The organism is Burkholderia sp. 22313, from assembly GCF_052045245.1.
GTDB lineage: Bacteria > Pseudomonadota > Gammaproteobacteria > Burkholderiales > Burkholderiaceae > Burkholderia.
Map to the genome: position 1 here is coordinate 106877 of NZ_JBQEON010000020.1, position 23886 is coordinate 130762.

Here is a 23886-nt window from a genome sequence, read left to right on the forward strand (position 1 = left end):
GGCGGACGTGGCGGGGCGGCGGACCGGCGTCAGGCCGGGTACGCGCGCTGCAGCAGTGCGCCGATGTCGAGCGCGTGCGGATCGAAGCCGCCCACGATGCGGCCCCAATCGGGTGCGGCGAGTCGTGTCGCGATGAACGCATCGGCGACGGCCGCCGGCGCATCGCGGCGCAGCAGGCACGCCTGCGCGACGAGCGCGAGCCGCTGCGCGAACACGCGGCCGGACGCCTCGAGCGTGTCGGCCGGCGCCGCGAGCATCGCGCGCAGCGTGTCGAGCGCCGCGCGGATGCGCGGTTCGCCCGCACCGAGGTCGGCCAGTTCGGCGAACAGCGCGGCGGCCGCGTCGGGCTCGCGCGACACGGCGCGCAGCACGTCGATGCACATCACGTTGCCGGAGCCTTCCCAGATCGAGTTGACCGGCGCTTCGCGGAACAGCCGCGCGATCGGGCCGTCGTCGACGTAGCCGTTGCCGCCGAACACCTCCATCACCTCGCCGGTCAATTCGACCGCGCGCTTGCAGACCCAGAATTTCGCGGCGGGCGTGACGATCCGCTTCCACGCGCGCTCGCGCGGCGAGTCGTCGCGTTCGAACGCGTCGGCCACGCGCATCGCGAGCACGAGCGCGGCTTCGCTCTCGAGCGCGAGATCGGCGAGCACGGTGCGCATCAGCGGCTGCTCGGCGAGCGCGCGGCCGAACGCGTGACGCTGGCGCGTGTACGCGATCGCCTGCACGACGCCCTGGCGCAGCATCGCCGCACTGCCGAGCACGCAGCTCAGCCGCGTATGGGTGGCCATCTCGATGATGGTCGGAATCCCGCGGCCTTCGTCGCCGAGCATGATCCCCCACGCATCGTTCAGCTCGATTTCGCTGCTCGAATTGCTGCGGTTGCCGACCTTGTTCTTCAGCCGCTGGATTTCGACCGCATTCTTCGTGCCGTCCGGCCGCCAGCGCGGCACGTAGAAGCACGACGGGCTGCCGGCGTCGGTGCGCGCGACGACCAGGTGCGCGTCGCACATCGGCGCGGAGAAGAACCACTTGTGGCCGCGCAGCCGGTATTCGCCGCCGCGCCCGCCCGCGCCGACCGCGGTCGCGAGCGTCGTGTTCGCGCGCACGTCGGAGCCGCCCTGTTTCTCGGTCATGCCCATGCCGAACCAGATCGAGCGCTTGTCGGCGACGGGCACATCGCGCGGATCGTAGTCGTCGCTGTACAGCTTGTCGCGCAGCAGGCCCCACAGCGCCGGTTCCTTCTGCAGCACCGGAATCGCGGCCTGCGTCATCGTCGCCGGGCACAGCGTGCCGGCCTCGATCTGGCCGTGCAGGTAGAAGCCGGCCGCGGCCGCCGCCCAGCGGCCGGGGCGCGACTCGCGGAACGCGAGCGACACGAAGCCTTCGTGGCGATACATCCCGAGCAGCGCGTGCCAGGCCGGATGGAACGCGACGCGGTCGATGCGCCGGCCGCGCCGGTCGAATGCGTTCAGCTCCGGCGTGTAGCGGTTCGCTTCGTCGGCAAGCCGTGCGGTGTCGGCGCTGCCGAGCCGCGCGCCGTATGCGTCGAGCTGCGGCACGGCCCAGCCGGCGCCCGCGCGCGCGAGCGCTTCGCGCAGCGCGGCGTCGGTGGCGAAGAGGTTATAGTCGACCAGTTCGTCGAACTGGTTCGTGACGGCATGGGTCGCTTCGGTCATCGGGTTGTCTCCGGTCTCGTGCGTCGCGGTCGGTCGATCCATCGGCCTGTCGGGTGCCGCGCTGCCGGCGTGCGCGTGCCGGCTCCCGGTCAAACGTGTTTCCGCTGAATTTCAGAGTAGCAAATATGCCGCCGCGCCATGTTCAGGTTCCGGCGCCGCCCGGCCAGCCGGCGGCGCAACCCGCGCCCGCGTTGCGCCGCCGGCCGCGCCAGTCGCGTGCGCAGGCCACGTCGGAGGCGCTCCAGCAGGCGTTCGTTCAGCTTTTGCTCGAGCGCGGCTACGCGAAGGCGACGATCCGCGAGATCGCGGCCGTCGCCGGCGTGAGCATCGGCACCTTCTACGAATACTTCGGCGACAAGCAGAGTCTCGCCGCGCTGTGCATCCACCGGCGCGTGCTGGCGCTCGCCGACCGGCTGCGCGACGCGGCGCACGCGTTGAGCGGCATGCCGCGCGCCGAACTCGCCGCCGCGCTCGTCGATCTGCAGGTCGATGCGATCGGTGCCGACGCCGCCGTGTGGGGCGCGTTCTTCGCGCTGGAGCGGCAGGTGTCGCCGCTCGCCGCGTACCGCCGGCATTACGACGCGTATGTCGCGCTGTGGCGCGACGCGCTCGCGCAGGCCGCCGATCCGCCGCCGGCCGCGCGGCTCGACGCGATCGCCCGGATGGCGCACACGGTCTGCTACGGCGGCGTGTCGCAGGCGCTGCTGACGCTCGGGCCCGCGCTCGATTTCGCCGAATTGCGCGGTGAATTGCAGGCCGCGCTAGGTGCGTATCTGGCGACGGCGGGCGAGTGAGGCGGGCCGCACAGCGCGTCTACGGGTAATGCCTGATTCGCATGCATGACCGGCGATACCAGCGTTCCGCCGAGCCTTGCATGCTGCGAGCCATGAGAAAAATGCATGTCCACCATGACGAACTTTCGATTGTCCGCCGATATTGGTTCAGGCTAAATCATCCGGCATGAGACGGGCCGCGCGCGTCGCGCGGGCCGGCCCGAAGGACATCAGGAGGAGGAGTCATGCGAAGTGCCACCACGCCCCGTTCGAAACTGCCGGACGTCGGGACGACGATCTTCACGGTGATCGGCCAGCTCGCCGCGCAGCACGATGCACTAAACCTGTCGCAGGGTGCGCCGAATTTCGCGCCCGATCCGGCACTCGTCGAGGGCGTCGCGCGCGCGATGCGCGGCGGCCACAACCAGTACGCGCCGATGGCCGGCCTCGCGTCGCTGCGCGAGCGGCTCGCCGAGAAGACGGAGACGCTGTACGGCACGCGCTACGACCCGGGCACCGAGATCACGGTCATCGCGAGCGCGAGCGAAGGGCTCTACGCGGCGATCAGCGCGCTCGTGCATCCGGGCGACGAAGTGATCTATTTCGAGCCGTCGTTCGACAGCTATGCGCCGATCGTGCGGATGCAGGGCGCGACGCCAGTCGCGATCAAGCTGTCGCCCGAGCATTTCCGCGTGAACTGGGACGAAGTGGCCGCGGCGCTCACGCCGCGCACGCGAATGATCATCGTCAACACGCCGCACAACCCGACCGCGACCGTGTTCTCCGCCGACGATCTCGACCGGCTCGCGCAACTCACGCGCGACACCGACATCGTGGTGTTGTCCGACGAGGTCTACGAGCACGTGGTGTTCGACGGCGCGCAGCACCAGAGCGTCGCGCGTCACCGCGCGCTGGCCGAGCGCAGCGTGATCGTGTCGTCGTTCGGCAAGTCGTTCCACGTGACGGGCTGGCGAGTCGGCCATTGCCTCGCGCCGGCCGAACTGATGGCCGAGATCCGCAAGGTGCACCAGTTCATGGTGTTCTCGGCGGATACGCCGATGCAGGTCGCGTTCGCGGAGATCCTCGCGCGGCCGGAAAGCTATCTCGGCCTGTCGGCGTTCTACCAGGCCAAGCGCGACCTGCTCGCGCGCGAGCTGGCCGATTCGCGCTTCGAGCTGCTGCCGAGCGAAGGCTCGTTCTTCATGCTCGCGCGCTTCCGGCACTTCTCGGACGAGCGCGACAGCGACTTTGTGCTGCGCCTGATCCGCGATGCGCGCGTCGCGACGATTCCGCTGTCGGCGTTCTACACCGACGGCGCCGATGCCGGCGTGATCCGGCTCAGTTTTTCGAAGGACGACGCGACGCTGATCGAGGGCGCGCGGCGGTTGCGTTCGCTGTAAGCGCGGGCGCGGCCCGCACACAAGCACACGACGCGCTGGTCGCGTCGAAAGCCACGAATGGGGCCGTCGCACGTGCTGACGCACGGCGCCGGTCGACACGCCAGGAGATCACAATGAAGCATGCACACCCCCTGAAACTCGCGCTCGCATTCGCGTGTGCGTTCGGCTCGGGCGCGGCATTGGCCGACGGCCAGACGCTGCGTTTCGGCCTCGAGGCGCAATACCCGCCGTTCGAGTCGAAGGCACCGAACGGCGACCTGCAGGGCTTCGATATCGACGTCGGCAATGCCGTTTGCCAGACCGCGAAGCTGTCGTGCAAGTGGGTCGAGACGTCGTTCGACGGGCTGATTCCCGCGCTGAAGGGCCGCAAGTTCGATGCGATCAATTCGGCGATGAACGCGACCGAACAGCGGCGCCAGGCAATCGACTTCACGACGATCATCTATCGCGTGCCGACGCAACTGATCGCGCGCACCGGCAGCGGCCTGCTGCCGACGCCGGAATCGCTGAAGGGCAAGCGCGTCGGCGTGCTGCAGGCATCGATCCAGGAAACCTACGCCAAGGCGCACTGGGAGCCGGCGGGCGTGTCGATCGTCGCGTATCAGGATCAGAACCAGGCGTATGCGGATCTCGTGGCGGGCCGCCTCGACGCGACGCTGGTGCTCGCGCCGGCCGGCCAGCGCGGCTTCCTGTCGCGTCCGGACGGCAAGGGTTTCGCGTTCGTCGGTCAGCCGGTGCGCGATGACAGGATTCTCGGCAGCGGGATCGCGTTCGGCCTGCGCAAGGGTGACGACGCACTGAAGACGAAGCTCGATGCGGCGATCGACAAGCTGAAGGCGGACGGCACGGTGAAGTCGCTCGGCCAGAAGTACTTCGGCGACGTCGACATCTCCACCAAGTAAGCGGGCGCGCACGATGCAGAGCCTGGATACGGCCGCCGCGAGCGGCGGCCACGGTGCGGCGGCGCCGGCGGACGACGCGCTCGAGGCGGCGCTCGTCGCCGCCCTGGGCGACACGCTGGTCATGCGGGCGGCCGAGATCGATCCGCGCTATTTCACCGCGTACAACGAGCCGGCCGGCGTACGGCCACGCGCGCTGGTGCGGCCGCGCAGCGTCGACGACGTGTCGCGCACGCTTGCGCTGTGCACGCGGCTCGGGCAGCCGGTCGTGCCGCAGGGCGGCCTCACCGGGCTCGCGCGCGGCGCGGTCGCGCTGGGCGGCGAGATCGTGCTGTCGATGGAGCGTTTCGCCGGCGTCGAGTCGATCGACGCGGCGGCGGGCACGATGACGGTGCGCGCCGGGACGCCGCTGCAGACGGTGCAGGAGGCCGCGGACGCGGCGGGCTTCACGTTCGGTGTCGATCTTGGCGCACGCGGTTCGTGCCAGATCGGCGGCATGCTCGCGACCAACGCGGGCGGCACGCGCGCGATCCGCTACGGCATGATGCGCGAGCAGGTGCTCGGACTCGAGGCCGTGCTCGCCGACGGCACCGTCGTGTCGTCGATGAACCGGATGCTGAAGAACAACGCGGGCTATGACCTGAAGCAGCTGTTCATCGGCAGCGAAGGCACGCTCGGCGTCGTCACGCGCGCCGTACTGCGGCTGCATCCGAAGCTGGCCGCACCGGCCACTGCGCTCTGTCGCGTGAACGGCTACGACGCCGTCGTCGGGGTGTGGAACCGCCTGCGCGCACTGCCCGAGATCGTCAGCTTCGAAGCGATGTGGCCGGCCTTTTACGACTACGTGGCGCGCCATACGTCCGGCGTCGTCGCGCCGTTCGCGGGCGACGGCGGCTTCGCGGTGCTGATCGAGTGCGCGACGAGTGCGCCGGGTGGCGATGCGCGCGAGGCGCTGGAAAACGGCCTCGCGGATGCGATCGACGCGGGGCTCGTCGGCGATGCTGCGCTTGCGACGTCCGAGCGCCAGGCGCGCGACTTGTGGACATTGCGCGAAGGCCTCGCAATCGATGCGCTGCCGCATCTGGTGAACTTCGACGTGAGCCTGCCGACGGGCGAACTCGGCCGGTTCGCCGAGCGCTGCGAAGCCGCATTGCGCGCGCTCTGGCCCGACATCGTGTGCCTGTTCTTCGGCCACGTCGGCGACGGCAACGTGCATATCGGCGTATCGCTCGACGGCATGCGCGACGCGGACGCCGACGCGATCGATCGCTGCGTCTACGCGGTGGTCCGGGAGATGGGCGGCTCGGTGTCGGCGGAGCACGGCATCGGCATGCTCAAACGCCCCTATCTCGCCCACACGCGCAGCGAAGCCGAAATCAGCGTGATGCGGCGCCTGAAGGCTGCGCTCGATCCTGCCGGCCTGCTCAATCCCGGCAAGGTGCTTTGAGCGGCGCCCCGATGGTGACGTGTGTCAGCCGTCGACCCAGCGCAGCGCGCCGATCTTCAGGTGTTCGACTACGCTGCGCGCCCAGTCGAGCTCCGCGTTGAGCAGCACGAGCGCATGCTCGTTCTGCAGCAGGAACAGGCGCGGCACCTGATCGTTCTGCGCGGCGTGGCGCAGTGACTCGAGACGTTCGCGTTCGGCTTCGAGCGCGGCGATGCGGCGCTCGAGCTGTTGGCGCGCATCGTCGGCGTCGAGCAGCGGCAGAAATGCGAGGCCGGCGCCGAACGCCGGAAATTCGCGCGTGGGCTCGGCGAGCAGCGCATGCAGCCACGCCTGGCCGGCCGTATGTCCGGCCTCGGTCAGCGTGTACAGCGTGCGCTCGGGAAACGCACCGTCACGCTCGGTGTCGTGCACGGCGATCAGCCCGTCGCGCAGCAGTCGGTCGATCGTCTGGTAGAGGCTCGTGCGCTGCCGCACGTTGACGACTTCGTCGTAGCCGCGCGCCTTCAGCTGTTGCAGCATCCCGTACGGATGCATCGGCGTTTCGGTGAGTGTCGCGAGGACCGCGAGTGCGAGCGGAGACGGACGGCTTGCTGCCATGAATAGTTTGAATATGTCTAGTAAGAATATAACTAGTATCTATCGGACTATCATATTCCACAAGGGTTTCAGCCGAGGTGCGAGCGCTTCGCGGCCGGTGCGACGGTTTCCATCGTCGTGAGGCCGTGCACGATTCCGCAGTCCTCGACCGAATGTTCGCCGACGCACTGGCGGCGCAATTCGGTGAGCTGGTCGCGCAGATGCGTCAGTTCGGCGAGGCGGGCATCGACGTGGCCGATGTGTTCGTCGAGCAGCGCGTTGATCGAATCGCACGGGTCGGCCGGCGTGTCGGTGAGCTGCAGCAGCGCGCGGATTTCGTCGTGCGCCATGTCGAGCGCACGGCAGTTGCGGATGAAGCGCAGCCGTTCGACGTGCACGTCGGTGTAGTGGCGGTAGTTCGAATCGGTGCGCTCCGCATCCGGCATCAGGCCCTCCTTCTCGTAGAAGCGGATCGTTTCGGGCGTGCAGCGGGCCGCCTTGGCCAGTTCGCCGATCTTCATGCTTTCTCCGTTGTAAGGGTTGACCTTGTAGTGGCTTCAGGGTGTTAACTCTACACCGTCAAGTCATAAAAGGAGGTTGTCATGACCGACGCGCAGCGTACCCCCGACCCACGACACCGTCATGCCGACGGCGCCGCGACCTGCTGCGCCGACGCGCGCGACACGCAGGCGGCGACCGTTGCCGACGCGGCGCCGGCGGCCGGCGAGCACGCGCACGGCGACAGGGCCGCACGCGGTGCGCAGCCGCATCGGTGCGGTCACGACCATGACCACGATCACGCTGCCGCGCACGACGCGGGGCACGATCGCGGCCACGGCGACCATGCCGGCCACGCGCACGGCGACGGGCATGTGCATGGTACGGCGTGCTCGCATGACCACGCGGCGCATGACCATGCGGGTCACGACCACGACCACGACCACGCGGCCGGCGACTGCTGCGCGCCTGCCGCGCTGACGCTCGCGCCGCTGCCGGTCGCGCGGGCGATCGCGTCGGGGCACGTGCGTTCAGCATTCCGGATCATGCAGATGGACTGCCCGACCGAGGAAACGCTGATCCGCAAGAAGCTCGGCGGGATGCAGCAGGTGTCGGCGCTCGAATTCAACCTGATGCAGCGGATGCTGACCGTCGAGCACGTGCCGGGCGCGCAGCCGGCGCTCGAAAGTGCGATCCGCTCGCTCGGGATGACGCCCGAGGCCGCGTCGGCCGATGCGCCGGCAACGTCCGTCGCGCCGCCGCCCGCGAAGCCGTGGTGGCCGCTCGCGCTGGCCGGCGTCGCCGCGGTCGCGTCCGAGGCCGTGAGCTGGGCCGGCCTGCCTGTGTGGCTGTCGGCGGTGCTGGCGCTCGCGGCGGTGCTCGCGTGCGGGCTGACCACGTACAAGAAGGGCTGGATCGCGATCCGCAACGGCAACCTGAACATCAACGCGTTGATGAGCATCGCGGTGACGGGCGCGATGGCGATCGGCCAGTGGCCGGAAGCCGCGATGGTGATGGTGTTGTTCACGATCGCCGAGCTGATCGAGGCGAAGTCGCTCGATCGCGCACGCAACGCGATCCAGGGCCTGATGCGGCTCGCGCCGGACACGGCCACCGTGCAGGACGCCGACGGCACGTGGCGCACGATCGAGGCCGCGCAGGTCGCGCTCGGCGCAATCGTGCGCGTGAAGCCGGGCGAGCGGATCGGGCTGGACGGCGACGTCGTCGCGGGCCGCTCGACGGTGAACCAGGCGCCGATTACCGGCGAGAGCCTGCCGGTCGACAAGACGGCAGGCGACGCGGTGTACGCGGGCACGATCAACGAAGCGGGTTCGTTCGACTATCGCGTGACGGCGGTTGCCGCCAATTCGACGCTCGCGCGGATCATTCACGCCGTCGAGGAAGCGCAGGGCGCGAAGGCGCCGACGCAGCGCTTCGTCGACCAGTTCGCGCGCGTCTATACGCCGATCGTGTTCGCGATCGCGCTGCTGGTCGCGGTGGCGCCGCCGCTCGTCATGGGCGGCGCGTGGCACGACTGGATCTACCGTGCGCTCGTGCTGCTCGTGATCGCGTGCCCGTGCGCGCTGGTGATCTCGACGCCGGTGACGATCGTGTCCGGGCTCGCGGCCGCGGCGCGGCGCGGGATTCTCGTGAAGGGCGGCGTGTATCTGGAAGAAGGTCGCAAGCTCGCATGGCTCGCCCTCGACAAGACCGGCACGATCACGCATGGCAAGCCGGTGCAGACGGATTTCGACGTGCATGCGACGGACGTCGACGCCGCACGCGTGCGTCATCTCGGCGCGAGCCTCGCGGCGCGCTCCGATCACCCGGTGTCGCAGGCGATCGCCGCGGCGGCTCGCGATGGGCAAGCGGCAGCGTTCGCCGATGTAGAGGACTTCGAAGCGCTCGTCGGGCGCGGCGTGCGCGGCACGATCGACGGCGCGCGCTACTGGCTCGGCAACCACCGGCTCGTCGAGGCGCTCGAACGCTGCTCGCCGGCGCTGGAAGCGAAGCTCGACGCGCTCGAGCGGCAGGGCAAGAGCGTCGTGATGCTGGTCGACGACACGCGCGTGCTCGGCCTCTTTGCAGTGGCCGACACGATCAAGGACACCAGCCGTGCGGCGATCGCCGACCTGCACGCGCTCGGCATCCGCACCGCGATGCTGACCGGCGACAACCCGCACACCGCGCAGGCGATCGCGCAGCAGGCGGGCATCGACGACGCGCGCGGCAACCAGTTGCCCGAAGACAAGCTCGCGGCAATCGAGGAGCTGTCGGCGGGCGGCGCGGGCGCGGTCGGGATGGTCGGCGACGGAATCAACGATGCGCCGGCGCTCGCGCGCGCCGACATCGGCTTCGCGATGGGCGCGATGGGCACCGACACCGCGATCGAGACGGCCGACGTCGCACTGATGGACGACGACCTGCGCAAGATTCCCGCGTTCGTGCGGCTGTCGCGCGCGACGCACCGCGTGCTGGTGCAGAACATCGGCTTCGCGCTCGGCGTGAAGGTCGTGTTCCTCGGCCTCACGGTCGCGGGGCTCGGCACGATGTGGATGGCCGTGTTCGCGGACGCGGGCGCGAGCCTGATCGTCGTCGGCAACGGGTTGCGGCTGCTGTCGAAGACGGGGGTGTTCGACGGCGCGGCGACGAAGCGATGAGGCGCGGGCGATGCGCTTTCTGAAACGGATCCTGGGCGGCCACGGTGGTGGGCACGGCGGCGGGCATGGCAGTGGCGGCCACGGAGGTGGGCATCACGGCGGGTCGGGTCGCGAAGGCCACGGCGGCCACGATGCGCGCGGTCGTGACCGTCACGGTTGGGGCTGGCAGCCGTCGGCCGATGCGCCGGGCGGCCTGAGCGGTCACGTGCCGCTGCGCCCGCTCGCGTGCGCAGGCTGCGGCGCGCTCAACGCGGCGGATGCGCGATTCTGCGCGCAGTGCGGTTCATCGCAGCGCGGCAAGGCGTGCAGCAGGTGTCACGCGGCGCTGGCTGCCGACGCGCGCTTCTGTCCGGGCTGCGGCACGCAGGCCGTTTAGGGGGCGAGCGCCGGCTTCGTTGCCGGCGCGAGAGCCGATCTCGGCGACGACAGGGGGCCTGCAACGGGCGTCGCGTCGCGCGGTGTGCTGGTTCGTGTCTGAATGCCTGAGTCCTGGGTTCTGAGTCTTGAGTCCCCAAGCCCCGACCCGCCGCTCAACGCAGTGGCAAATGAATCTCGGTGCGCAAGTCGGCCGGCGCCGCATCCATCGGCGTATTCAGATACAGCTCGAATGGCGGCGCATCCGCGGCTTCACGGCCGGCGTGACGCAGCCAGTCGCCGTACAGCCACTGATAGGCCGTCTTCAGGTCGGCATACGGCCCGGTGTGCAGCAACACCGCATACTCGCCACCTGCGATCGTCATGCGCTCGACCGGTGGCGCCGGCTCGACGTCCGGCGCGTTGCCGGCCGGCACGAAGCACGCCTTCGCGCGCAACTGCGCTTCGGGCGTTGCGTCCGGATCGTCGTAGAAAATCCCGATCATCTTCGCGCCCGGGCCGATCAGCCCATGCTGGCCGACCCACGCGCCGATCTGCTCGAACGCGTCGCCGACCTTCAGATACGCGCCCGTATGCGCGACCGCGTAACCGCGCAGTTCCGGCAGCCGCCGGATTTCGACCTCATGCTTGAACATGTCTTCCTCTCCTCGCTCGAGAAAACGCCGGGCCGTCCCCCGGTTTTCCGCCCCGAAGGAAGTCCCCTTGGGGGACGACCCCCTCGGGGGGGCGCTTCGGCTTTCGTGTCGACCGTCATGCGTGTGCCCCCGGCAGGAATCGACGTCACGGTAGCACGCCGCCAATGGGTCAATCTTGCGGAGAAGCGTAGGGCTCCGATAGGGCTCACAGATCAGCCCCTTTTTATTTCGCCGAAATTGGGTCTCGTCCCCGCCGATTCATGTCTAAAGTTAAAGACGGTGAAATCGGGTGATCGCGTCATTTTTCTCGGGTAAGTTGCTCCACGGCAACGCACGGTTTTCGAAGTACGCAGGTAGTTCGTCGATGTTCAATCGCAACGCCACGTTTTCGGGAGAAGAAGAAATGGATGCTTCCAGCTTCATCACGTCGCTGCAGACCACGCTAGGCGGATACCTGCCCAAGATCGCCGGGGCGATCGGCATCCTGGTGATCGGCTGGCTGATCGCCGTGGTGGTGCGGGCCGGCGCGCTCCGGCTGCTCAACGCGCTGAAGGTCGATCAGCGGATCAACGAAAGCACCGGCCAGGGCGCGTGCGTCGAGCGGATCATCGCCGGCGGGCTGTTCTGGCTCGTGCTGCTCGTCACCGCGGTGGGCATCTTCAACGTGCTCAACCTGTACGCGGTCTCCAATCCGTTCTCGCTGCTGGTCACGCACATCGTCAACTACCTGCCGAACCTGATCGGCGGCGCGGCGCTGACGCTGATCGCGTGGCTCATCGCGTCGCTGTTGCGCAGCCTCGCGAACCGCGCGCTGAAGGCGACCAAGGTCGACGACAAGCTGTCCGAAAGCGCCGGCATGCAGCCGATGAGCGGCTATCTCGGCGACGTGCTGTTCTGGCTCGTGATCCTGATGTTCCTGCCGGCGATCCTCGGGTCGTTCGCGCTGTCCGGCCTGCTGTCGCCGGTGCAGGGGATGGTCGACAAGCTGCTCGCGATCGTGCCGAACCTGTTCGCGGCCGCGGTGATCGGCTTCGTCGGCTGGATCGTCGCGCGCGTGCTGCGCGGCCTCGTGACGAACCTGCTGGTCGCCGCCGGCGCCGACCGTCTCACCGCGCGCCTGGACAGCCCGACGCCGGTGCGCGTGTCGAGCCTGGTCGGCACGATCGTCTACGTGTTCGTGTTCGTGCCGACGCTGATTTCCGCGCTCGATGCGCTGAAGATCGACGCGATCTCGATTCCCGCCACCAACATGCTGAACCAGTTCCTCGGCGCGGTGCCGGACATCGTCGCGGCGATCGTGATCGTGCTCGTCACGTTCTATTTCGCGCGCTTCGTCGCGTCGCTCGCGCAGAAGCTGCTGGAAGCCGCCGGCGTCGACGGGCTGCCGGCCGTGCTCGGCGTCGAGCGCGTGTTCTCGGGGATCCTGCAGCCGTCGGTGCTGGTCGCGCGGCTGATCGTGTTCTTCGCGATGCTGTTCGCGTCGGTCGAGGCCGCGAACCGGCTCGGTTTCACGCAGGTGCGCGACGTCGTCACGCTGTTCATCGAATTCGGCGGCCATGTGCTGATGGGCGGCGTGATCCTCGTGATCGGCGTGTGGCTCGCGGGCCTCGCGCGCCGCGTGATCGAGCAGGCCGACCGCGAACACAGCGTGCTGTTCGCACGGATCGCGCAATTCGCGATCCTCGGGCTCGTGTTCGCGATGGGGCTGCGCGCGATGGGCATCGCGAACGAGATCGTCCAGCTCGCATTCGGCCTCGTGCTCGGCGCGATCGCGGTGGCGGTTGCACTGTCGTTCGGCCTCGGCGGCCGCGAGGCGGCCGGCAAGCTGCTCGACCGCTGGTTCAACCAGCGCGGCGGCGGTCAGTAGGCGCCGGCAAGGCGTCGGCCCGCCGGCCGCCTCGNGCGGCCGGCGGGCCCGCGCACGGCGACCGCGCGCAGACCGCAGACGCAGACCGCAGACCGCCTTCGGCGTTGCCATCGGCGAAACGTCCGCCGCCATCTTTGCCGAATTTCGATAACACGTCGTTTAATGACTCTCTAGCATCGATTCTCAGTTGCGCGGGCCGGCAGGCTGGCGCCTTTCAGGAGAATCCGATGAAAGCAGAGTCGAATGGCCGGCCCGCCGCCGGCGCCAAGTCGTCCGGCCAGCCCGCGCTGCAGCAGACGCTCGGGACCTGGCAGCTGTGGGGCATCGCGGTCGGCCTCGTGATTTCCGGCGAATACTTCGGCTGGAGCTACGGCTGGGCGAGCGCCGGCACGCTGGGTTTCGTGGTCACCGCGCTGTTCGTCGCGGCGATGTACACCACCTTCATCTTCAGCTTCACCGAACTGACGACGTCGATCCCGCATGCGGGCGGCCCGTTCGCGTATGCGCGCCGTGCGTTCGGCCCGGCGGGCGGCTACCTCGCCGGCGCCGCGACCCTCGTCGAGTTCGTGTTCGCGCCGCCCGCGATCGCGCTCGCGATCGGCGCGTACCTGCACGTGCAGTTTCCGGGGCTCGAACCGAAAAACGCCGCGATGGGCGCGTATCTCGTGTTCATGGCGCTGAACATCGTCGGCGTGCAGATCGCCGCGACGTTCGAGCTGGTCGTCACGCTGTTCGCGATCTTCGAGCTGCTGGTGTTCATGGGCGTCGTGTCGCCGGGCTTCGCGTGGAGCAACTTCATGAAGGGCGGCTGGTCGGGCGCCGATCACTTCAGCGTCGGCGCATTCCACGGGATGTTCGCGGCGATTCCGTTCGCGATCTGGTTCTTCCTCGCGATCGAAGGCGTCGCGATGGCCGCCGAGGAAGCGAAGAACCCGAAGCGCTCGATCCCGATCGCCTACGTGGCCGGGATCCTGACGCTCGTCACGCTGGCGGTCGGCGTGATGGTGTTCGCCGGCGGCGCGGGCGACTGGACCAAGCTCGCGAACATCAACGACCCGCTGCCGCAGGCGATGAAATACATCGTCGGCTCGAACAGCGGCTGGATGCACATGCTCGTGTGGCTCGGGCTGTTCGGGCTCGTCGCGTCGTTCCACGGGATCATCCTCGGCTATTCGCGCCAGATCTTCGCGCTGGCGCGCGAAGGCTACCTGCCGGAATGGCTCGGCAAGGTGCATCCGCGCTTCAAGACGCCGCACCGCGCGATTCTCGCGGGCGGCGTGGTCGGGATCGCCGCGATCTACAGCGACGAGCTGATCCAGTTCGGCGGCCAGACGCTCACCGCGAACATCGTGACGATGTCGGTGTTCGGCGCGATCGTGATGTATATCGTAAGCATGGCGGCGCTGTTCAAGCTGCGCCGCTCGCAGCCGAACCTGGAGCGGCCGTTCCGCGCGCCGCTGTACCCGTTCTTCCCGGCATTCGCGATCGTTGCGGCCCTGATTTGCCTCGGGACGATGGTGGTCTTCAACGGGCTGGTGGCGATGGTGTTCGTCGCGTTCCTCGCGCTCGGCTACGCGTACTTCCTCGCGACCCGTTCGCAGCGCGCGAGCGCGCCGGGCGACGTGCTGCTCGAGGAGTGACGCTGGCGAACCTGCAAGGCCGTTCGTGACGGCATCCGGCGCGCCCCGTCGAACGGGCGCACCGTCGCCGTCCGGCAAGGATGGGCAAGGACTGGCAAGGAGACTCGAACGATGTCCTATACCGAGACGATCGGCCCGCGCACGTACCGTTTCGCGGACCTGAAGACGCTGCTCGCGAAGGCGAGCCCGCTGCGCTCCGGCGACCAGCTCGCCGGCGTCGCGGCGGCGAGCGAGGAGGAGCGCGTCGCCGCGAAGATCGCGCTCGCGGGCGTGCCGCTGAAGGCGTTCCTGAACGAAGCGGTGATTCCGTACGAGCACGACGAGGTCACGCGCCTGATCCTCGACGATCACGACGCGGCCGCGTTCACGGAAATCTCGCACCTCACCGTCGGCGATTTCCGCAACTGGCTGCTGTCGCCGGCGGCCGACGGCGCCGCGCTCGAACGGATCGCGCCGGGCCTCACGCCCGAGATGGTCGCGGCGGTGTCGAAGCTGATGCGCAACCAGGACCTGATCGCGGCGGCGCGCAAACGCCGCGTCGTCACGCGCTTTCGCAACACGGTCGGGCTGGCCGGCCGGATGTCGGTGCGGCTGCAGCCGAACCACCCGACCGACGACGTGAAAGGCATCGCCGCGTCGATGCTCGACGGGCTGATGTACGGCTGCGGCGACGCGATGATCGGCATCAACCCGGCGACCGACAGCCTCGCGGCGATCGTGAAGCTGCTCGCGATGATCGACGGGTTCCGCGAACGCCATGGCGTGCCGACGCAGTCGTGCGTGCTCACGCACGTGACCAACACGATCGCCGCGATCGAGAAGGGCGCGCCGGTCGACCTGGTGTTCCAGTCGATCGCCGGCACGGAGAAGGCGAACGCGAGCTTCGGGATCTCGCTCGCGCTGCTCGGCGAGGCGCGCGAGGCCGCGTTGTCGCTCAAGCGCGGCACCGTCGGCAACAATCTGATGTACTTCGAGACGGGCCAGGGCAGCGCGCTGTCGGCGAATGCGCATTTCGGCGTCGACCAGCAGACCTGCGAAGTGCGCGCGTATGCGGTCGCGCGCAAGTTCGATCCGTTCCTCGTGAACACGGTGGTCGGCTTCATCGGGCCGGAATACCTGTACGACGGCAAGCAGATCATCCGCGCGGGGCTCGAGGATCACTTCTGCGGCAAGCTGCTCGGCGTGCCGATGGGCTGCGACATCTGCTACACGAATCACGCGGAAGCCGACCAGGACGACATGGACACGCTGCTGACGCTGCTCGGCGCGGCCGGCATCAACTTCATCATGGGGATTCCGGGCGCGGACGACGTGATGCTGAACTACCAGAGCACGTCGTTTCACGACCAGCTCTACGTGCGCGAGGTGCTCGGCCTGCGCCGCGCGCCCGAGTTCGAGGAATGGCTGGAGACGATGGAGATCGCCGACGCGCACGGCGCGCTGCGTGCCGCCAGCGCGCGCGTGCCGCTGCTCGCGGGGGCGAACGACTGGATGGGGATTTCCGCATGAGCGACGCCGTCGAAAAGAATCCGTGGGCGCAGCTGAAGTCGTTCACGAACGCGCGGATCGCGCTCGGCCGTGCGGGCAACAGCCTGCCGACCGCGCCGCTGCTCGCGTTCAACCTGTCGCACGCGCAGGCGCGCGACGCCGTGCACCAGCCGCTCGATTCCGACGCGCTGCGCCGCGAGATCGACGCGGCCGGCTTCGCGACGCTCGGCGTGCAGAGTGCGGCGCCCGATCGCCAGCATTACCTGCGCCGGCCGGACCTCGGCCGCAAGCTGTCCGACGACGGGCGCGCGCTGCTCGCCGGCTACGGCGCGGCGCTCGACGATGCGCCGGACGTCGTGTTCGTGGTCGGCGACGGGTTGTCGGCGTTCGCGGCCGCGAAGCAGGCGCTGCCGCTGCTGCAGGCCGTGTGCCCGCGGCTCGACGCGGACGGCTGGCGGATCGGGCCGGTGGTGGTCGCGACGCAGGCGCGCGTCGCGCTCGGCGACGAGATCGGCGAGTTGCTGCGCGCGCAGGTCGTCGCGATGCTGATCGGCGAACGGCCGGGGCTCAGTTCGCCGGACAGTCTCGGCGTGTATCTCACCTGGGCGCCGAAGGTCGGCTGCCACGACGCGCTGCGCAACTGCATCTCGAACGTGCGGCCCGAAGGGCTGCCGCATGCCGCCGCCGCGCACAAGCTGCATTACCTGATGACGCATGCGCGCCGGCTCGGGCTCACGGGCGTCGGGCTGAAGGACGACAGCGATGCGCTGTTGCCGCAGCAGGAAGCGGAGCGGATCGGCGTGACGTGACGGTGCGATGGGGCGCCGTTTGGCTATTTGAACAACCGCTCGCACAGGAAGTCGACGAACACGCGCAGCTTCGGCGACAGCTGCCGGCTCGACGGCCACACGATCGAGAATTGCCCCGGCGCGATCCGGTAGTCGTCGAGCACGGTCGCGAGCGCGCCGCGCTCCAGCGCGTCGCGCGCGAGGAAGTCGGGCATGTAGCCGATGCCGAGCCCCGCCATGACCGCGCCGCGCAGCGCCTCCATGTTGTTGCAGGTCATGGCGGTGCGCAGCTTCGGCGGCGTGCCGTCGTCGGCGGCGAGCGCCCAGTCCTGCAGCTTGCCGGTGGTCGGGAAGCAGTAGCGCACGCAATCGTGCGCTTCGAGATCGTGCGGCGCCCACGGCGTGCCGGCCTGCGCGAGATACGCAGGCGTCGCGCACAGCACGAACGCGAACGGGCCGAGCCGGCGCGACATCAGGCTCGAATCCGACAGCGGGCCGCTGCGGATCACGGCATCGAAGCCGCCTTCGACCACATCGACCATTCGGTCGTTGAAATCCAGATCGAGTTCGACGTCCGGGTAGCGCTGCCTGAATTCGGGCAGCACCGGCAGCAGGAAGCGGTAGCCGATCACCGGCAGGCTCACGCGCAGCTTGCCGCGCGGGCGCTGCGCGGAGGCCGTCACGGTCGCTTCCGCATCGCGAAAATCCTCGAGGATCCGCTGGCAGCGTTCGTAGAAGTGACGCCCTTCGTCGGTCAGCGTGACGCGTCGCGTCGTGCGGTTGAACAGGCGCACGCCGAGCGACTGCTCGAGCCGCGCGATCGTCTTGCCGACCGCCGACGCCGAGATGCCGAGCGCGCGGCCTGCCGCGACGAAGCTCAACGCTTCGGCGGTGCGGACGAACGCGGCGATGCCGTTCAGGTTTTCCATCGAGGTAGGCGGGGAGCGGGCGCGAAGCGGCAGATTGAAGAATTTTAGTCCGTTATATGCGGAGTCTCACGTGGTTTTTCGCGGATTGAATCGGATTTATCTTTGATCGCTCTGAAGGCGCATCCGCGCCGGCTTTTCGAGGAGCGATGATGGATCACCCGTTTTCAGCCGATTCAGCGAGGGCGGCGCGCCGGCGCGCGTGGGTGCTGGCTGCCGTCTGCATGGCCGCCGTCGCGCTGCCGCTGTCGTTTTCCGGCGGCGCGGTCGCGACGCCCGCAATTGGCCGCGACCTGCACGGCGGGCCGGTCGCGATGAACTGGATCACCAACGCGTTCATGCTCGCGTTCGGCAGTTTCCTGATGGCGGCGGGCGCGCTGGCTGATCAGTTCGGCCGCAAGCGCGTGTTCGCGATCGGCGTCGGCGGCTTCACGCTGATGTCGGCCGCCCTTGCGTTCGCGCCATCGATGCTCGCGGTCGACCTGCTGCGCGCCGCGCAGGGGCTCGCGGCGGCCGCGGCGCTCGCGGGCGGCACGGCCGCGCTCGCGCAGGAGTTCGACGGCGCGGCGCGCACCCGCGCGTTCAGCCTGCTCGGCACGACGTTCGGGATCGGGCTCGCGTTCGGCCCCGTGCTCGCCGGCTGGCTGATCGCACACGACGGCTGGCGCGCGATCTTCGTGACGGGCGTCGTGGCCGGCGTGCTGTCGCTCGGGTTCGGCCTGCCGCGCATGCACGAGTCGCGCGATCCGCATGCGACGGGGCTCGACTGGCCCGGCACCGCGGCCTTCACCGCCGCGCTCACGCTGTTCACGTTCGGCGTGATCGAAGCGCCCGCGCGCGGCTGGATGCATCCGCTCGTCGTCGCGCTGCTGGCCGGCGCGGCACTCGGCGCGTGCGCGTTCGTCGCGATCGAGACGCGTGTCGCGCGACCGATGCTCGACCTGTCGCTGTTCCGGATTCCGCGCTTCGTCGGCGTGCAGGTGCTGCCGGTGTCGACTTGCTGCTGCTACATCGTGCTGCTCGTCGTGTTGCCGCTGCGCTTCATCGGCATCGACGGCTTCAGCGAAATCGACGCGGGCGGGCTGATGCTCGCGATCTCCGCGCCGATGCTCGTCGTGCCGTTCGTCGCGGCGATCCTCACGCGTTGGCTGTCGGCCGGCGTGATCTCCGGCCTCGGGCTTCTGCTGGCGGCGGCGGGCCTCGTGTGGCTGGGCGTCGCGTTGCGCAGCGGCGCGGGGCCGGCGGCGATCGCGCCGATGCTCGCGATCGGCGTCGGGGCCGGCATGCCGTGGGGGTTGATGGACGGGTTGTCGGTCAGCGTCGTGCCGAAGGAGCGCGCGGGGATGGCGACGGGGATCTTCAGCACGACGCGCGTGGCGGGCGAGGGGATCGCGCTCGCGATCGTCGGCGCGGTGCTGGCGACGCTCGCGCACGCCGATTTGCAGCAGGCCGCGGCGACGCGGACGTCCAACGCGGCGCTGCGGGCCGCTGCACGGCTCGCGACCGGCGACCTCGCCGGCGCGGCGGCCGTGTTGCCGGGCGTCGATCGCGCCGCGCTGCTTGCGAGTTATACGTACGCGTTCGATCGGCTGCTGATCGGGCTCGCGGTCGTCACCGTGCTTTGTGCGGGTGTGGTGTTCGCGTTTCTGGGGGCGCGGCCGGCGGGTGCGCTCCCAGAAACGCACGGCGGGGAAGACGAGCAGCCGCATGGCGAAGCGCCGGCACGGCACCGGAACGAAGCACCGGCGTGTGCCGATGCAAACGGACGGTGAGCGGCCGGTGAGCCGGTGGCGTCACGCCAGCACGAGCGGCGGCAGTGCCGCATCCGCGCGCGCGTGCGCGCTTGTTACCTCGACGATCACGTAGCGCCGCGCATCCGGCCACAGGTGCGCGTGTCGTCCCGCGTCTTCGTCGATCGTCGCATGACCTTGCACGAGCCAAGTCGTCTGCCCGATGAAATCGACGAACAGCAGCGCGATCGCCGGATTCACCAGCAGGTTGCCGATCGTGTTGAACAGGTTGTTGCCCGCGAAGTCGGGCAGCACGAGCGTGCGGCGATCGGGCAGGTCGACGAGCGGGTCGAACGAACCGTCCGCGCGCGGCTGCCGGCCGCGATACGAGCAGTCGCTGTCGCCCGCCGCGTTCGCGGTCGCGACGATCACGAATGCCTGTTCGCGGATGAATGCGACGGCATCGTCGCCGAGGGGGCCGGGGTCGTTCATGGGGTCGGTCGGCGCGTGGCCGATGCGTGCGGATTCGCATTCCGCATGCAAGCGACATGCCACGCCGCACCTGTGGCACACCACGACACGTGCACGGATGCGCTGTTGAAAATCCGAACACCCGGCGCGCCGCTGTACCGCCGCGGTGTTCAAAATCGTCACACTCGTTTCGGGTGCGCCGGCACGGCCCCCGGCGGGCGGCCGGACGCACCGCTCCTGTTCCGTTTGCGCGCGGTTTGGCACGCATGTTGCGTAAATCGTGCAGCGCGATCCAACCGGCGCTGCATTCACACAAGCACGATGAACAGGAGACATGTATGAACCCGTTTGACCTGAAGCAACTGGGCCTCGACGTCGAATATCCGTATCGTCAGCAGTACGACAACTACATCGGCGGCAAGTGGGTTCCGCCGGTGAAGGGCGACTATTTCGAGAACGTGTCGCCGATCAACGGCAAGCCGTTTTGCCGTGTGCCGCGCTCGAGCGCGGACGACATCGAGCTCGCGCTCGATGCCGCGCACGCCGCGCGCCGCAAGTGGGGCAAGACGTCGGTCGCCGAGCGCGCGAACCTGCTGCTCGCCGCCGCCGACCGGATGGAAAAGAACCTGAAGCTGCTCGCGGTTGCCGAGACGATCGACAACGGCAAGCCGTTGCGCGAAACGATGGCAGCCGACCTGCCGCTCGCGGTCGACCACTTCCGCTATTTCGCGGGCTGCATTCGCGCGCAGGAAGGCGGCATCTCCGAGATCGACGACAACACCGTCGCGTATCACTTCCACGAGCCGCTTGGCGTCGTCGGCCAGATCATCCCGTGGAACTTCCCGCTGCTGATGGCCGCATGGAAGCTCGCGCCGGCGCTCGCGGCCGGCTGCTGCATCGTGATGAAGCCGGCCGAGCAGACGCCCGCGTCGGTGCTGGTGCTGATGGAGCTGATCGGCGACCTGTTTCCGGCCGGCACGATCAACATCGTCAGCGGCTTCGGCAAGGAAGCGGGCGAGGCGCTCGCGACCAGCAAGCGGATCGCGAAGATCGCGTTCACCGGCTCGACGCCGGTCGGCAAGCACATCCTGCATGCGGCGGCCGACAGCCTGATCCCGTCGACGGTCGAACTCGGCGGCAAGAGCCCGAACATCTTCTTCGCCGACGTGCTCGACCAGGACGACGCATTCCTCGACAAGGCGCTCGAAGGGCTCGCGATGTTCGCGCTGAACCAGGGCGAAGTGTGCACGTGCCCGTCGCGGATCCTGATCCAGGAATCGATCTACGAACGCTTCATCGAGAAGGCGGTCGCGCGCGTCGAGCGCATCAAGGCCGGCCACCCGCTCGACCTGCAGACGATGATCGGCGCGCAGGCGTCGCAGCAGCAACTCGACAAGATCCTGTCGTACATCGACATCGGCCGCGACGAAGGCGCGCAATGCCTGACGGGCGGCGAGCGCACGGCGCCGGCCGCCGACCTCGGCACGGGCTACTACGTGAAGCCGACGATGCTGCTCGGCAACAACAAGATGCGCGTGTTCCAGGAAGAGATCTTCGGGCCGGTCGCGTCGGTGATGACGTTCAAGGACGAGCAGGAAGCGATCGAACTCGCGAACGACACGTTCTACGGGCTCGGCGCGGGCGTGTGGACGCGCAACGGCACGCGCGCGTACCGGATGGGCCGCGAGGTCGAGGCCGGCCGCGTGTGGACCAACTGCTATCACCTGTATCCGGCGCACGCGGCGTTCGGCGGCTACAAGCAGTCGGGCATCGGTCGCGAGACGCACAAGATGGCACTGTCGAACTATCAGCAGACGAAGTGCCTGCTGGTCAGCTACCAGGCCGAGGCGCTCGGGTTCTTCTGAGCGCCGGAGCAACGGGCGAAGTGCCGGCGCCGGCCGGGCGGCAGTGCAACGCCGCCCGGTGCGGACGGCCGGTTGCGGACGGCCGGTTCCGGACGGCGACGCGCCCGGCACGGGATGGCCGTCGGGGATTCAACGCGCGGCGGTGCCTGTCCGGCCGTCGCGCGGTGCCCGCACCGATGCGTTGCACCGACGACCGTTGATCTGGCACTTCACCGCTTTCGCCTTTCGACATTCGATACGCGGCGTCGGCAACGACACCGGCGCGCGCGATGGACAACCCGCATGACAGAACCGCCACGATCCTTTTCGCGCCACCCGGTGTTCCACGCGGGCGAGCTCGACGCGCATCACCGGTTCGGCGTCGCCGACGAAGCCGAGCGGATGAGCGAGGTCGTGACGACGCGGCTCAGTATCGGCGTGCGCCAGTTCGTCGAATCGCAGCCGTTCATGTTCGTCGGCACGGCGAACGGCGGACCGGCGCGCGTGACCTGCGACATCGTGCCGAGCATCCGCGATGCGAGCGGCGATCTGCTGCCGGTCGTGCGCGTGATCGACACGAAGACGCTGCGCTTCGCGCTGCCGATGCGTGGCGACGGCGACCGGATCGATGCGCGTGCGTGCGACGGCTGCGGCGTCGGGCTGCTGTTCGTCGATTTCGTGCGCGGCATCCGCTACCGGATCAACGGACGCGCGACGTTGCGCATCGATCTGCCGGACGCGGACGCGGTGCCCTGGCCGGCCGGCAGCCCGATCGTCGAACTCGCGGTCGCGCAGGCGTACGGCAATTGCGGCACGCGAGTCGTGCGGTTGCGGTCGGGCGCGTAGCAGGCAGCGCGCGACGCGTGGCGCGTTGGCCGTCGGCGGCGTGCATTCCGCACTCGCGCGGTGCGCGGCACGCCGTCTCCGGGTGCGCCCGCATGGCGCGTTTCGCCCACACCGCGTGGAATGACGGGCTGATCGCCGGGCCGCGCGGTTCGGCACGGGATTTGCGTGATGGACGCGGTCCCGGGCAGGTGAGGAGAACACGATGGAGCAACGAGTGGAGTGCATGGACGAGCCGACGGCCGAGGACACGCGGCGCAGCGCGCAGGGTGACGACGCGCCGGCCGGCCAGGCCGTGGTCAGCGTCGCCCATGATGCGGACGAGCAGGCGCGCAACCTGATCGGCTGGCGGCAGACCTACGACCAGCTCGCGGCCGGCCGCTTCGTCGGCACGCTGACCGAGCTGCCGCTCGACACGATGAAGCTGTTTCGCGAGTCGACCAGCCACCTGCTGCGCCAGGCGTGCGAGGTGCGCGGCGATGCGTACTGGTTCGGCATCCCGCTCGCGAGCGACGGCACCGCGCGCGTCGATGCGTGCCAGATTGGCCGCGGCGCGCTCGCGTTCCGGCCCGGCAACGTCGAATTCGAATTGCTGACGCCCGCGCAATTCTCGATCTACGGGGTGGTCGTGCGCGGCGACGTGCTGCGCCGCTACGCGGAGCAAGTCGAGCGCCGTGCGCTGGACGAGCGGCTGTTCACGCAGCGCGTGATCCAGGTCGGCGAGTCGCGGCTCGCGCGCTTGTGCGCATTGCTCGGCCGGCGGCTCGACGGCGCGGCGACCCTGGGCGGGCCGCTGCCCGACGCGCAGCGCGACGACCTGCAGGCCGAGGTGCTGGCCGCGCTGTTCGACGCCTGCGCGCAACCGGCGGACGACGGTGCCGGCGGCGCGCCGTCGACCCGGCGCTGGATCGTCGAGCAGGCGCGCGAATACGTGCTCGCGCACCGCACGCGCCCGGTCGGCGTGCCCGAGCTGTGCGAGCAGCTGCTCGTGAGCCGGCGCACGCTGCAGTACTGCTTCCAGGATGTGCTCGGCATGGCGCCCGCGACCTATCTGCGCACGCTGCGGCTCAATGGCGCGCGGCGCGACCTGTGCGGGCGCGCGGCGGGGTCGGTGCAGGACGTCGCGGAGGCGTGGGGCTTCTGGCACCTGAGCCAGTTCGCGACCGACTACCGGCGGCTGTTCGGCAAGCGGCCGTCGGAAACGCTGCGCGATCGCGCGGTGAGGGTGGCGGCCGGGTGAGCCGGATCGCGGCGGCGCAGGGATGCCGCCGCGCATTCGATCGGCAGGCTAGGGCCTGTTCACGCTAATAACGGGCTTGCGAACGTGCCTTTCCGCCCGCAGGG

The 23886-nt window shown here is 69.2% G+C and carries 19 protein-coding genes and 1 pseudogene; 14 read left to right on the plus strand and 6 right to left on the minus strand.

Features of this window, described 5'->3' with window-relative positions:
• Window positions 1-29: 29 nt before the first annotated feature.
• Window positions 30-1682, minus strand: coding sequence for an acyl-CoA dehydrogenase family protein (locus ACTJKF_RS18150; protein ID WP_440624903.1), 1653 nt, complete (start codon window positions 1680-1682; stop codon window positions 30-32).
• Window positions 1683-1807: 125 nt separating this feature from the next.
• Between ACTJKF_RS18150 and ACTJKF_RS18155 the strand changes: the two genes are divergently transcribed.
• The 4 genes from ACTJKF_RS18155 (at window position 1808) to ACTJKF_RS18170 (ending at window position 6201) form a co-directional block, all read left to right on the plus strand.
• Complete coding sequence (locus ACTJKF_RS18155; protein ID WP_440624869.1) at window positions 1808-2476, plus strand: TetR/AcrR family transcriptional regulator; 669 nt, start codon at window positions 1808-1810, stop codon at window positions 2474-2476.
• 224 nt (window positions 2477-2700) lie between these two features.
• Window positions 2701-3855 (plus strand): pyridoxal phosphate-dependent aminotransferase, encoded by a 1155-nt coding sequence (locus ACTJKF_RS18160; protein WP_440624870.1) that lies wholly within the window; start codon window positions 2701-2703, stop codon window positions 3853-3855.
• A 113-nt stretch (window positions 3856-3968) separates the two neighbouring features.
• On the plus strand, window positions 3969-4757 hold the full coding sequence (locus ACTJKF_RS18165) for an ABC transporter substrate-binding protein (protein WP_440624872.1): 789 nt from the start codon (window positions 3969-3971) through the stop codon (window positions 4755-4757).
• A gap of 13 nt (window positions 4758-4770) precedes the next feature.
• Window positions 4771-6201, plus strand: coding sequence for an FAD-binding oxidoreductase (locus tag ACTJKF_RS18170; protein ID WP_440624873.1), 1431 nt, complete (start codon window positions 4771-4773; stop codon window positions 6199-6201).
• 24 nt (window positions 6202-6225) lie between these two features.
• Here the strand turns inward: ACTJKF_RS18170 and ACTJKF_RS18175 are convergent, their stop codons facing one another.
• Window positions 6226-6798: a PadR family transcriptional regulator gene (locus ACTJKF_RS18175; protein ID WP_440624875.1), complete on the minus strand. Its 573-nt coding sequence runs from the start codon at window positions 6796-6798 to the stop codon at window positions 6226-6228.
• Between the two features lie 68 nt (window positions 6799-6866).
• Window positions 6867-7298, minus strand: a complete 432-nt coding sequence (cadR, locus tag ACTJKF_RS18180) for a Cd(II)/Pb(II)-responsive transcriptional regulator (RefSeq protein WP_440624877.1) — start codon at window positions 7296-7298, stop codon at window positions 6867-6869.
• Window positions 7299-7379: 81 nt separating this feature from the next.
• Here cadR and ACTJKF_RS18185 point away from each other — a divergent pair, with 81 nt between their 5' ends.
• Window positions 7380-9935 (plus strand): heavy metal translocating P-type ATPase, encoded by a 2556-nt coding sequence (locus ACTJKF_RS18185; RefSeq protein WP_440624879.1) that lies wholly within the window; start codon window positions 7380-7382, stop codon window positions 9933-9935.
• Between the two features lie 10 nt (window positions 9936-9945).
• Entirely contained in the window at window positions 9946-10311 is a 366-nt protein-coding gene (locus ACTJKF_RS18190; protein WP_440624883.1) for a zinc ribbon domain-containing protein, read from the plus strand.
• A 154-nt stretch (window positions 10312-10465) separates the two neighbouring features.
• On the opposite strand, the pseudogene ACTJKF_RS18195 reads toward ACTJKF_RS18190, so the two are convergent.
• Window positions 10466-10966, minus strand: a pseudogene (locus ACTJKF_RS18195) (AraC family transcriptional regulator); the annotation flags it as partial.
• A 382-nt stretch (window positions 10967-11348) separates the two neighbouring features.
• Here ACTJKF_RS18195 and ACTJKF_RS18200 point away from each other — a divergent pair.
• The 4 genes from ACTJKF_RS18200 (at window position 11349) to eutC (ending at window position 16749) form a co-directional block, all read left to right on the plus strand.
• The gene (locus tag ACTJKF_RS18200) at window positions 11349-12812 is read left to right on the plus strand and encodes a mechanosensitive ion channel (RefSeq protein ID WP_440624885.1); all 1464 of its coding nucleotides are present in this window, start codon (window positions 11349-11351) and stop codon (window positions 12810-12812) included.
• Between the two features lie 227 nt (window positions 12813-13039).
• A complete protein-coding gene (gene eat, locus ACTJKF_RS18205; protein ID WP_124835703.1) occupies window positions 13040-14452 on the plus strand; it encodes an ethanolamine permease in 1413 nt (470 codons plus the stop codon).
• A gap of 111 nt (window positions 14453-14563) precedes the next feature.
• Window positions 14564-15961 carry an ethanolamine ammonia-lyase subunit EutB gene (locus ACTJKF_RS18210; RefSeq protein ID WP_440624887.1) on the plus strand — a complete coding sequence of 466 codons (1398 nt, stop codon included), beginning with the start codon at window positions 14564-14566 and terminating at the stop codon, window positions 15959-15961.
• Entirely contained in the window at window positions 15958-16749 is a 792-nt protein-coding gene (gene eutC, locus ACTJKF_RS18215) for an ethanolamine ammonia-lyase subunit EutC (protein WP_440624889.1), read from the plus strand. Before ACTJKF_RS18210 ends, eutC begins: the two co-directional genes overlap by 4 nt.
• 23 nt (window positions 16750-16772) lie before the next feature.
• Here eutC and ACTJKF_RS18220 read toward each other — a convergent pair whose 3' ends face one another.
• Window positions 16773-17657: a LysR family transcriptional regulator gene (locus ACTJKF_RS18220; RefSeq protein WP_440624891.1), complete on the minus strand. Its 885-nt coding sequence runs from the start codon at window positions 17655-17657 to the stop codon at window positions 16773-16775.
• 149 nt (window positions 17658-17806) lie between these two features.
• On the opposite strand from ACTJKF_RS18220, the gene ACTJKF_RS18225 reads away from it, so the two are divergent.
• Window positions 17807-19426 carry an MFS transporter gene (locus ACTJKF_RS18225; RefSeq protein ID WP_440624892.1) on the plus strand — a complete coding sequence of 540 codons (1620 nt, stop codon included), beginning with the start codon at window positions 17807-17809 and terminating at the stop codon, window positions 19424-19426.
• A 21-nt stretch (window positions 19427-19447) separates the two neighbouring features.
• Here ACTJKF_RS18225 and ACTJKF_RS18230 read toward each other — a convergent pair whose 3' ends face one another.
• On the minus strand, window positions 19448-19876 hold the full coding sequence (locus tag ACTJKF_RS18230) for a pyridoxamine 5'-phosphate oxidase family protein (protein WP_440624893.1): 429 nt from the start codon (window positions 19874-19876) through the stop codon (window positions 19448-19450).
• A 317-nt stretch (window positions 19877-20193) separates the two neighbouring features.
• On the opposite strand from ACTJKF_RS18230, the gene exaC reads away from it, so the two are divergent.
• The 3 genes from exaC to ACTJKF_RS18245 all read left to right on the plus strand — a co-directional run bounded on the left by exaC (window position 20194) and on the right by ACTJKF_RS18245 (window position 23782).
• A complete protein-coding gene (gene exaC, locus ACTJKF_RS18235; protein ID WP_440624894.1) occupies window positions 20194-21720 on the plus strand; it encodes an acetaldehyde dehydrogenase ExaC in 1527 nt (508 codons plus the stop codon).
• A gap of 282 nt (window positions 21721-22002) precedes the next feature.
• A complete protein-coding gene (locus ACTJKF_RS18240) occupies window positions 22003-22545 on the plus strand; it encodes a hypothetical protein (protein WP_440624896.1) in 543 nt (180 codons plus the stop codon).
• Window positions 22546-22747: 202 nt separating this feature from the next.
• The gene (locus ACTJKF_RS18245) at window positions 22748-23782 is read left to right on the plus strand and encodes a helix-turn-helix domain-containing protein (protein ID WP_440624898.1); all 1035 of its coding nucleotides are present in this window, start codon (window positions 22748-22750) and stop codon (window positions 23780-23782) included.
• The last annotated feature ends 104 nt before the right edge of the window (window positions 23783-23886 follow it).

What these genes read in the sequence shown, in the direction of transcription:
- ACTJKF_RS18150 (WP_440624903.1), bottom strand. Translation starts at nt 1,682, where the DNA reads ATGACCGAAGCGACCCATGCCGTCACGAACCAGTTCGACGAACTGGTC.
- ACTJKF_RS18155 (WP_440624869.1), top strand. Translation starts at nt 1,808, where the DNA reads ATGCCGCCGCGCCATGTTCAGGTTCCGGCGCCGCCCGGCCAGCCGGCG.
- ACTJKF_RS18160 (WP_440624870.1), top strand. Translation starts at nt 2,701, where the DNA reads ATGCGAAGTGCCACCACGCCCCGTTCGAAACTGCCGGACGTCGGGACG.
- ACTJKF_RS18165 (WP_440624872.1), top strand. Translation starts at nt 3,969, where the DNA reads ATGAAGCATGCACACCCCCTGAAACTCGCGCTCGCATTCGCGTGTGCG.
- ACTJKF_RS18170 (WP_440624873.1), top strand. Translation starts at nt 4,771, where the DNA reads ATGCAGAGCCTGGATACGGCCGCCGCGAGCGGCGGCCACGGTGCGGCG.
- ACTJKF_RS18175 (WP_440624875.1), bottom strand. Translation starts at nt 6,798, where the DNA reads ATGGCAGCAAGCCGTCCGTCTCCGCTCGCACTCGCGGTCCTCGCGACA.
- cadR (WP_440624877.1), bottom strand. Translation starts at nt 7,298, where the DNA reads ATGAAGATCGGCGAACTGGCCAAGGCGGCCCGCTGCACGCCCGAAACG.
- ACTJKF_RS18185 (WP_440624879.1), top strand. Translation starts at nt 7,380, where the DNA reads ATGACCGACGCGCAGCGTACCCCCGACCCACGACACCGTCATGCCGAC.
- ACTJKF_RS18190 (WP_440624883.1), top strand. Translation starts at nt 9,946, where the DNA reads ATGCGCTTTCTGAAACGGATCCTGGGCGGCCACGGTGGTGGGCACGGC.
- ACTJKF_RS18200 (WP_440624885.1), top strand. Translation starts at nt 11,349, where the DNA reads ATGGATGCTTCCAGCTTCATCACGTCGCTGCAGACCACGCTAGGCGGA.
- eat (WP_124835703.1), top strand. Translation starts at nt 13,040, where the DNA reads ATGAAAGCAGAGTCGAATGGCCGGCCCGCCGCCGGCGCCAAGTCGTCC.
- ACTJKF_RS18210 (WP_440624887.1), top strand. Translation starts at nt 14,564, where the DNA reads ATGTCCTATACCGAGACGATCGGCCCGCGCACGTACCGTTTCGCGGAC.
- eutC (WP_440624889.1), top strand. Translation starts at nt 15,958, where the DNA reads ATGAGCGACGCCGTCGAAAAGAATCCGTGGGCGCAGCTGAAGTCGTTC.
- ACTJKF_RS18220 (WP_440624891.1), bottom strand. Translation starts at nt 17,657, where the DNA reads ATGGAAAACCTGAACGGCATCGCCGCGTTCGTCCGCACCGCCGAAGCG.
- ACTJKF_RS18225 (WP_440624892.1), top strand. Translation starts at nt 17,807, where the DNA reads ATGGATCACCCGTTTTCAGCCGATTCAGCGAGGGCGGCGCGCCGGCGC.
- ACTJKF_RS18230 (WP_440624893.1), bottom strand. Translation starts at nt 19,876, where the DNA reads ATGAACGACCCCGGCCCCCTCGGCGACGATGCCGTCGCATTCATCCGC.
- exaC (WP_440624894.1), top strand. Translation starts at nt 20,194, where the DNA reads ATGAACCCGTTTGACCTGAAGCAACTGGGCCTCGACGTCGAATATCCG.
- ACTJKF_RS18240 (WP_440624896.1), top strand. Translation starts at nt 22,003, where the DNA reads ATGACAGAACCGCCACGATCCTTTTCGCGCCACCCGGTGTTCCACGCG.
- ACTJKF_RS18245 (WP_440624898.1), top strand. Translation starts at nt 22,748, where the DNA reads ATGGAGCAACGAGTGGAGTGCATGGACGAGCCGACGGCCGAGGACACG.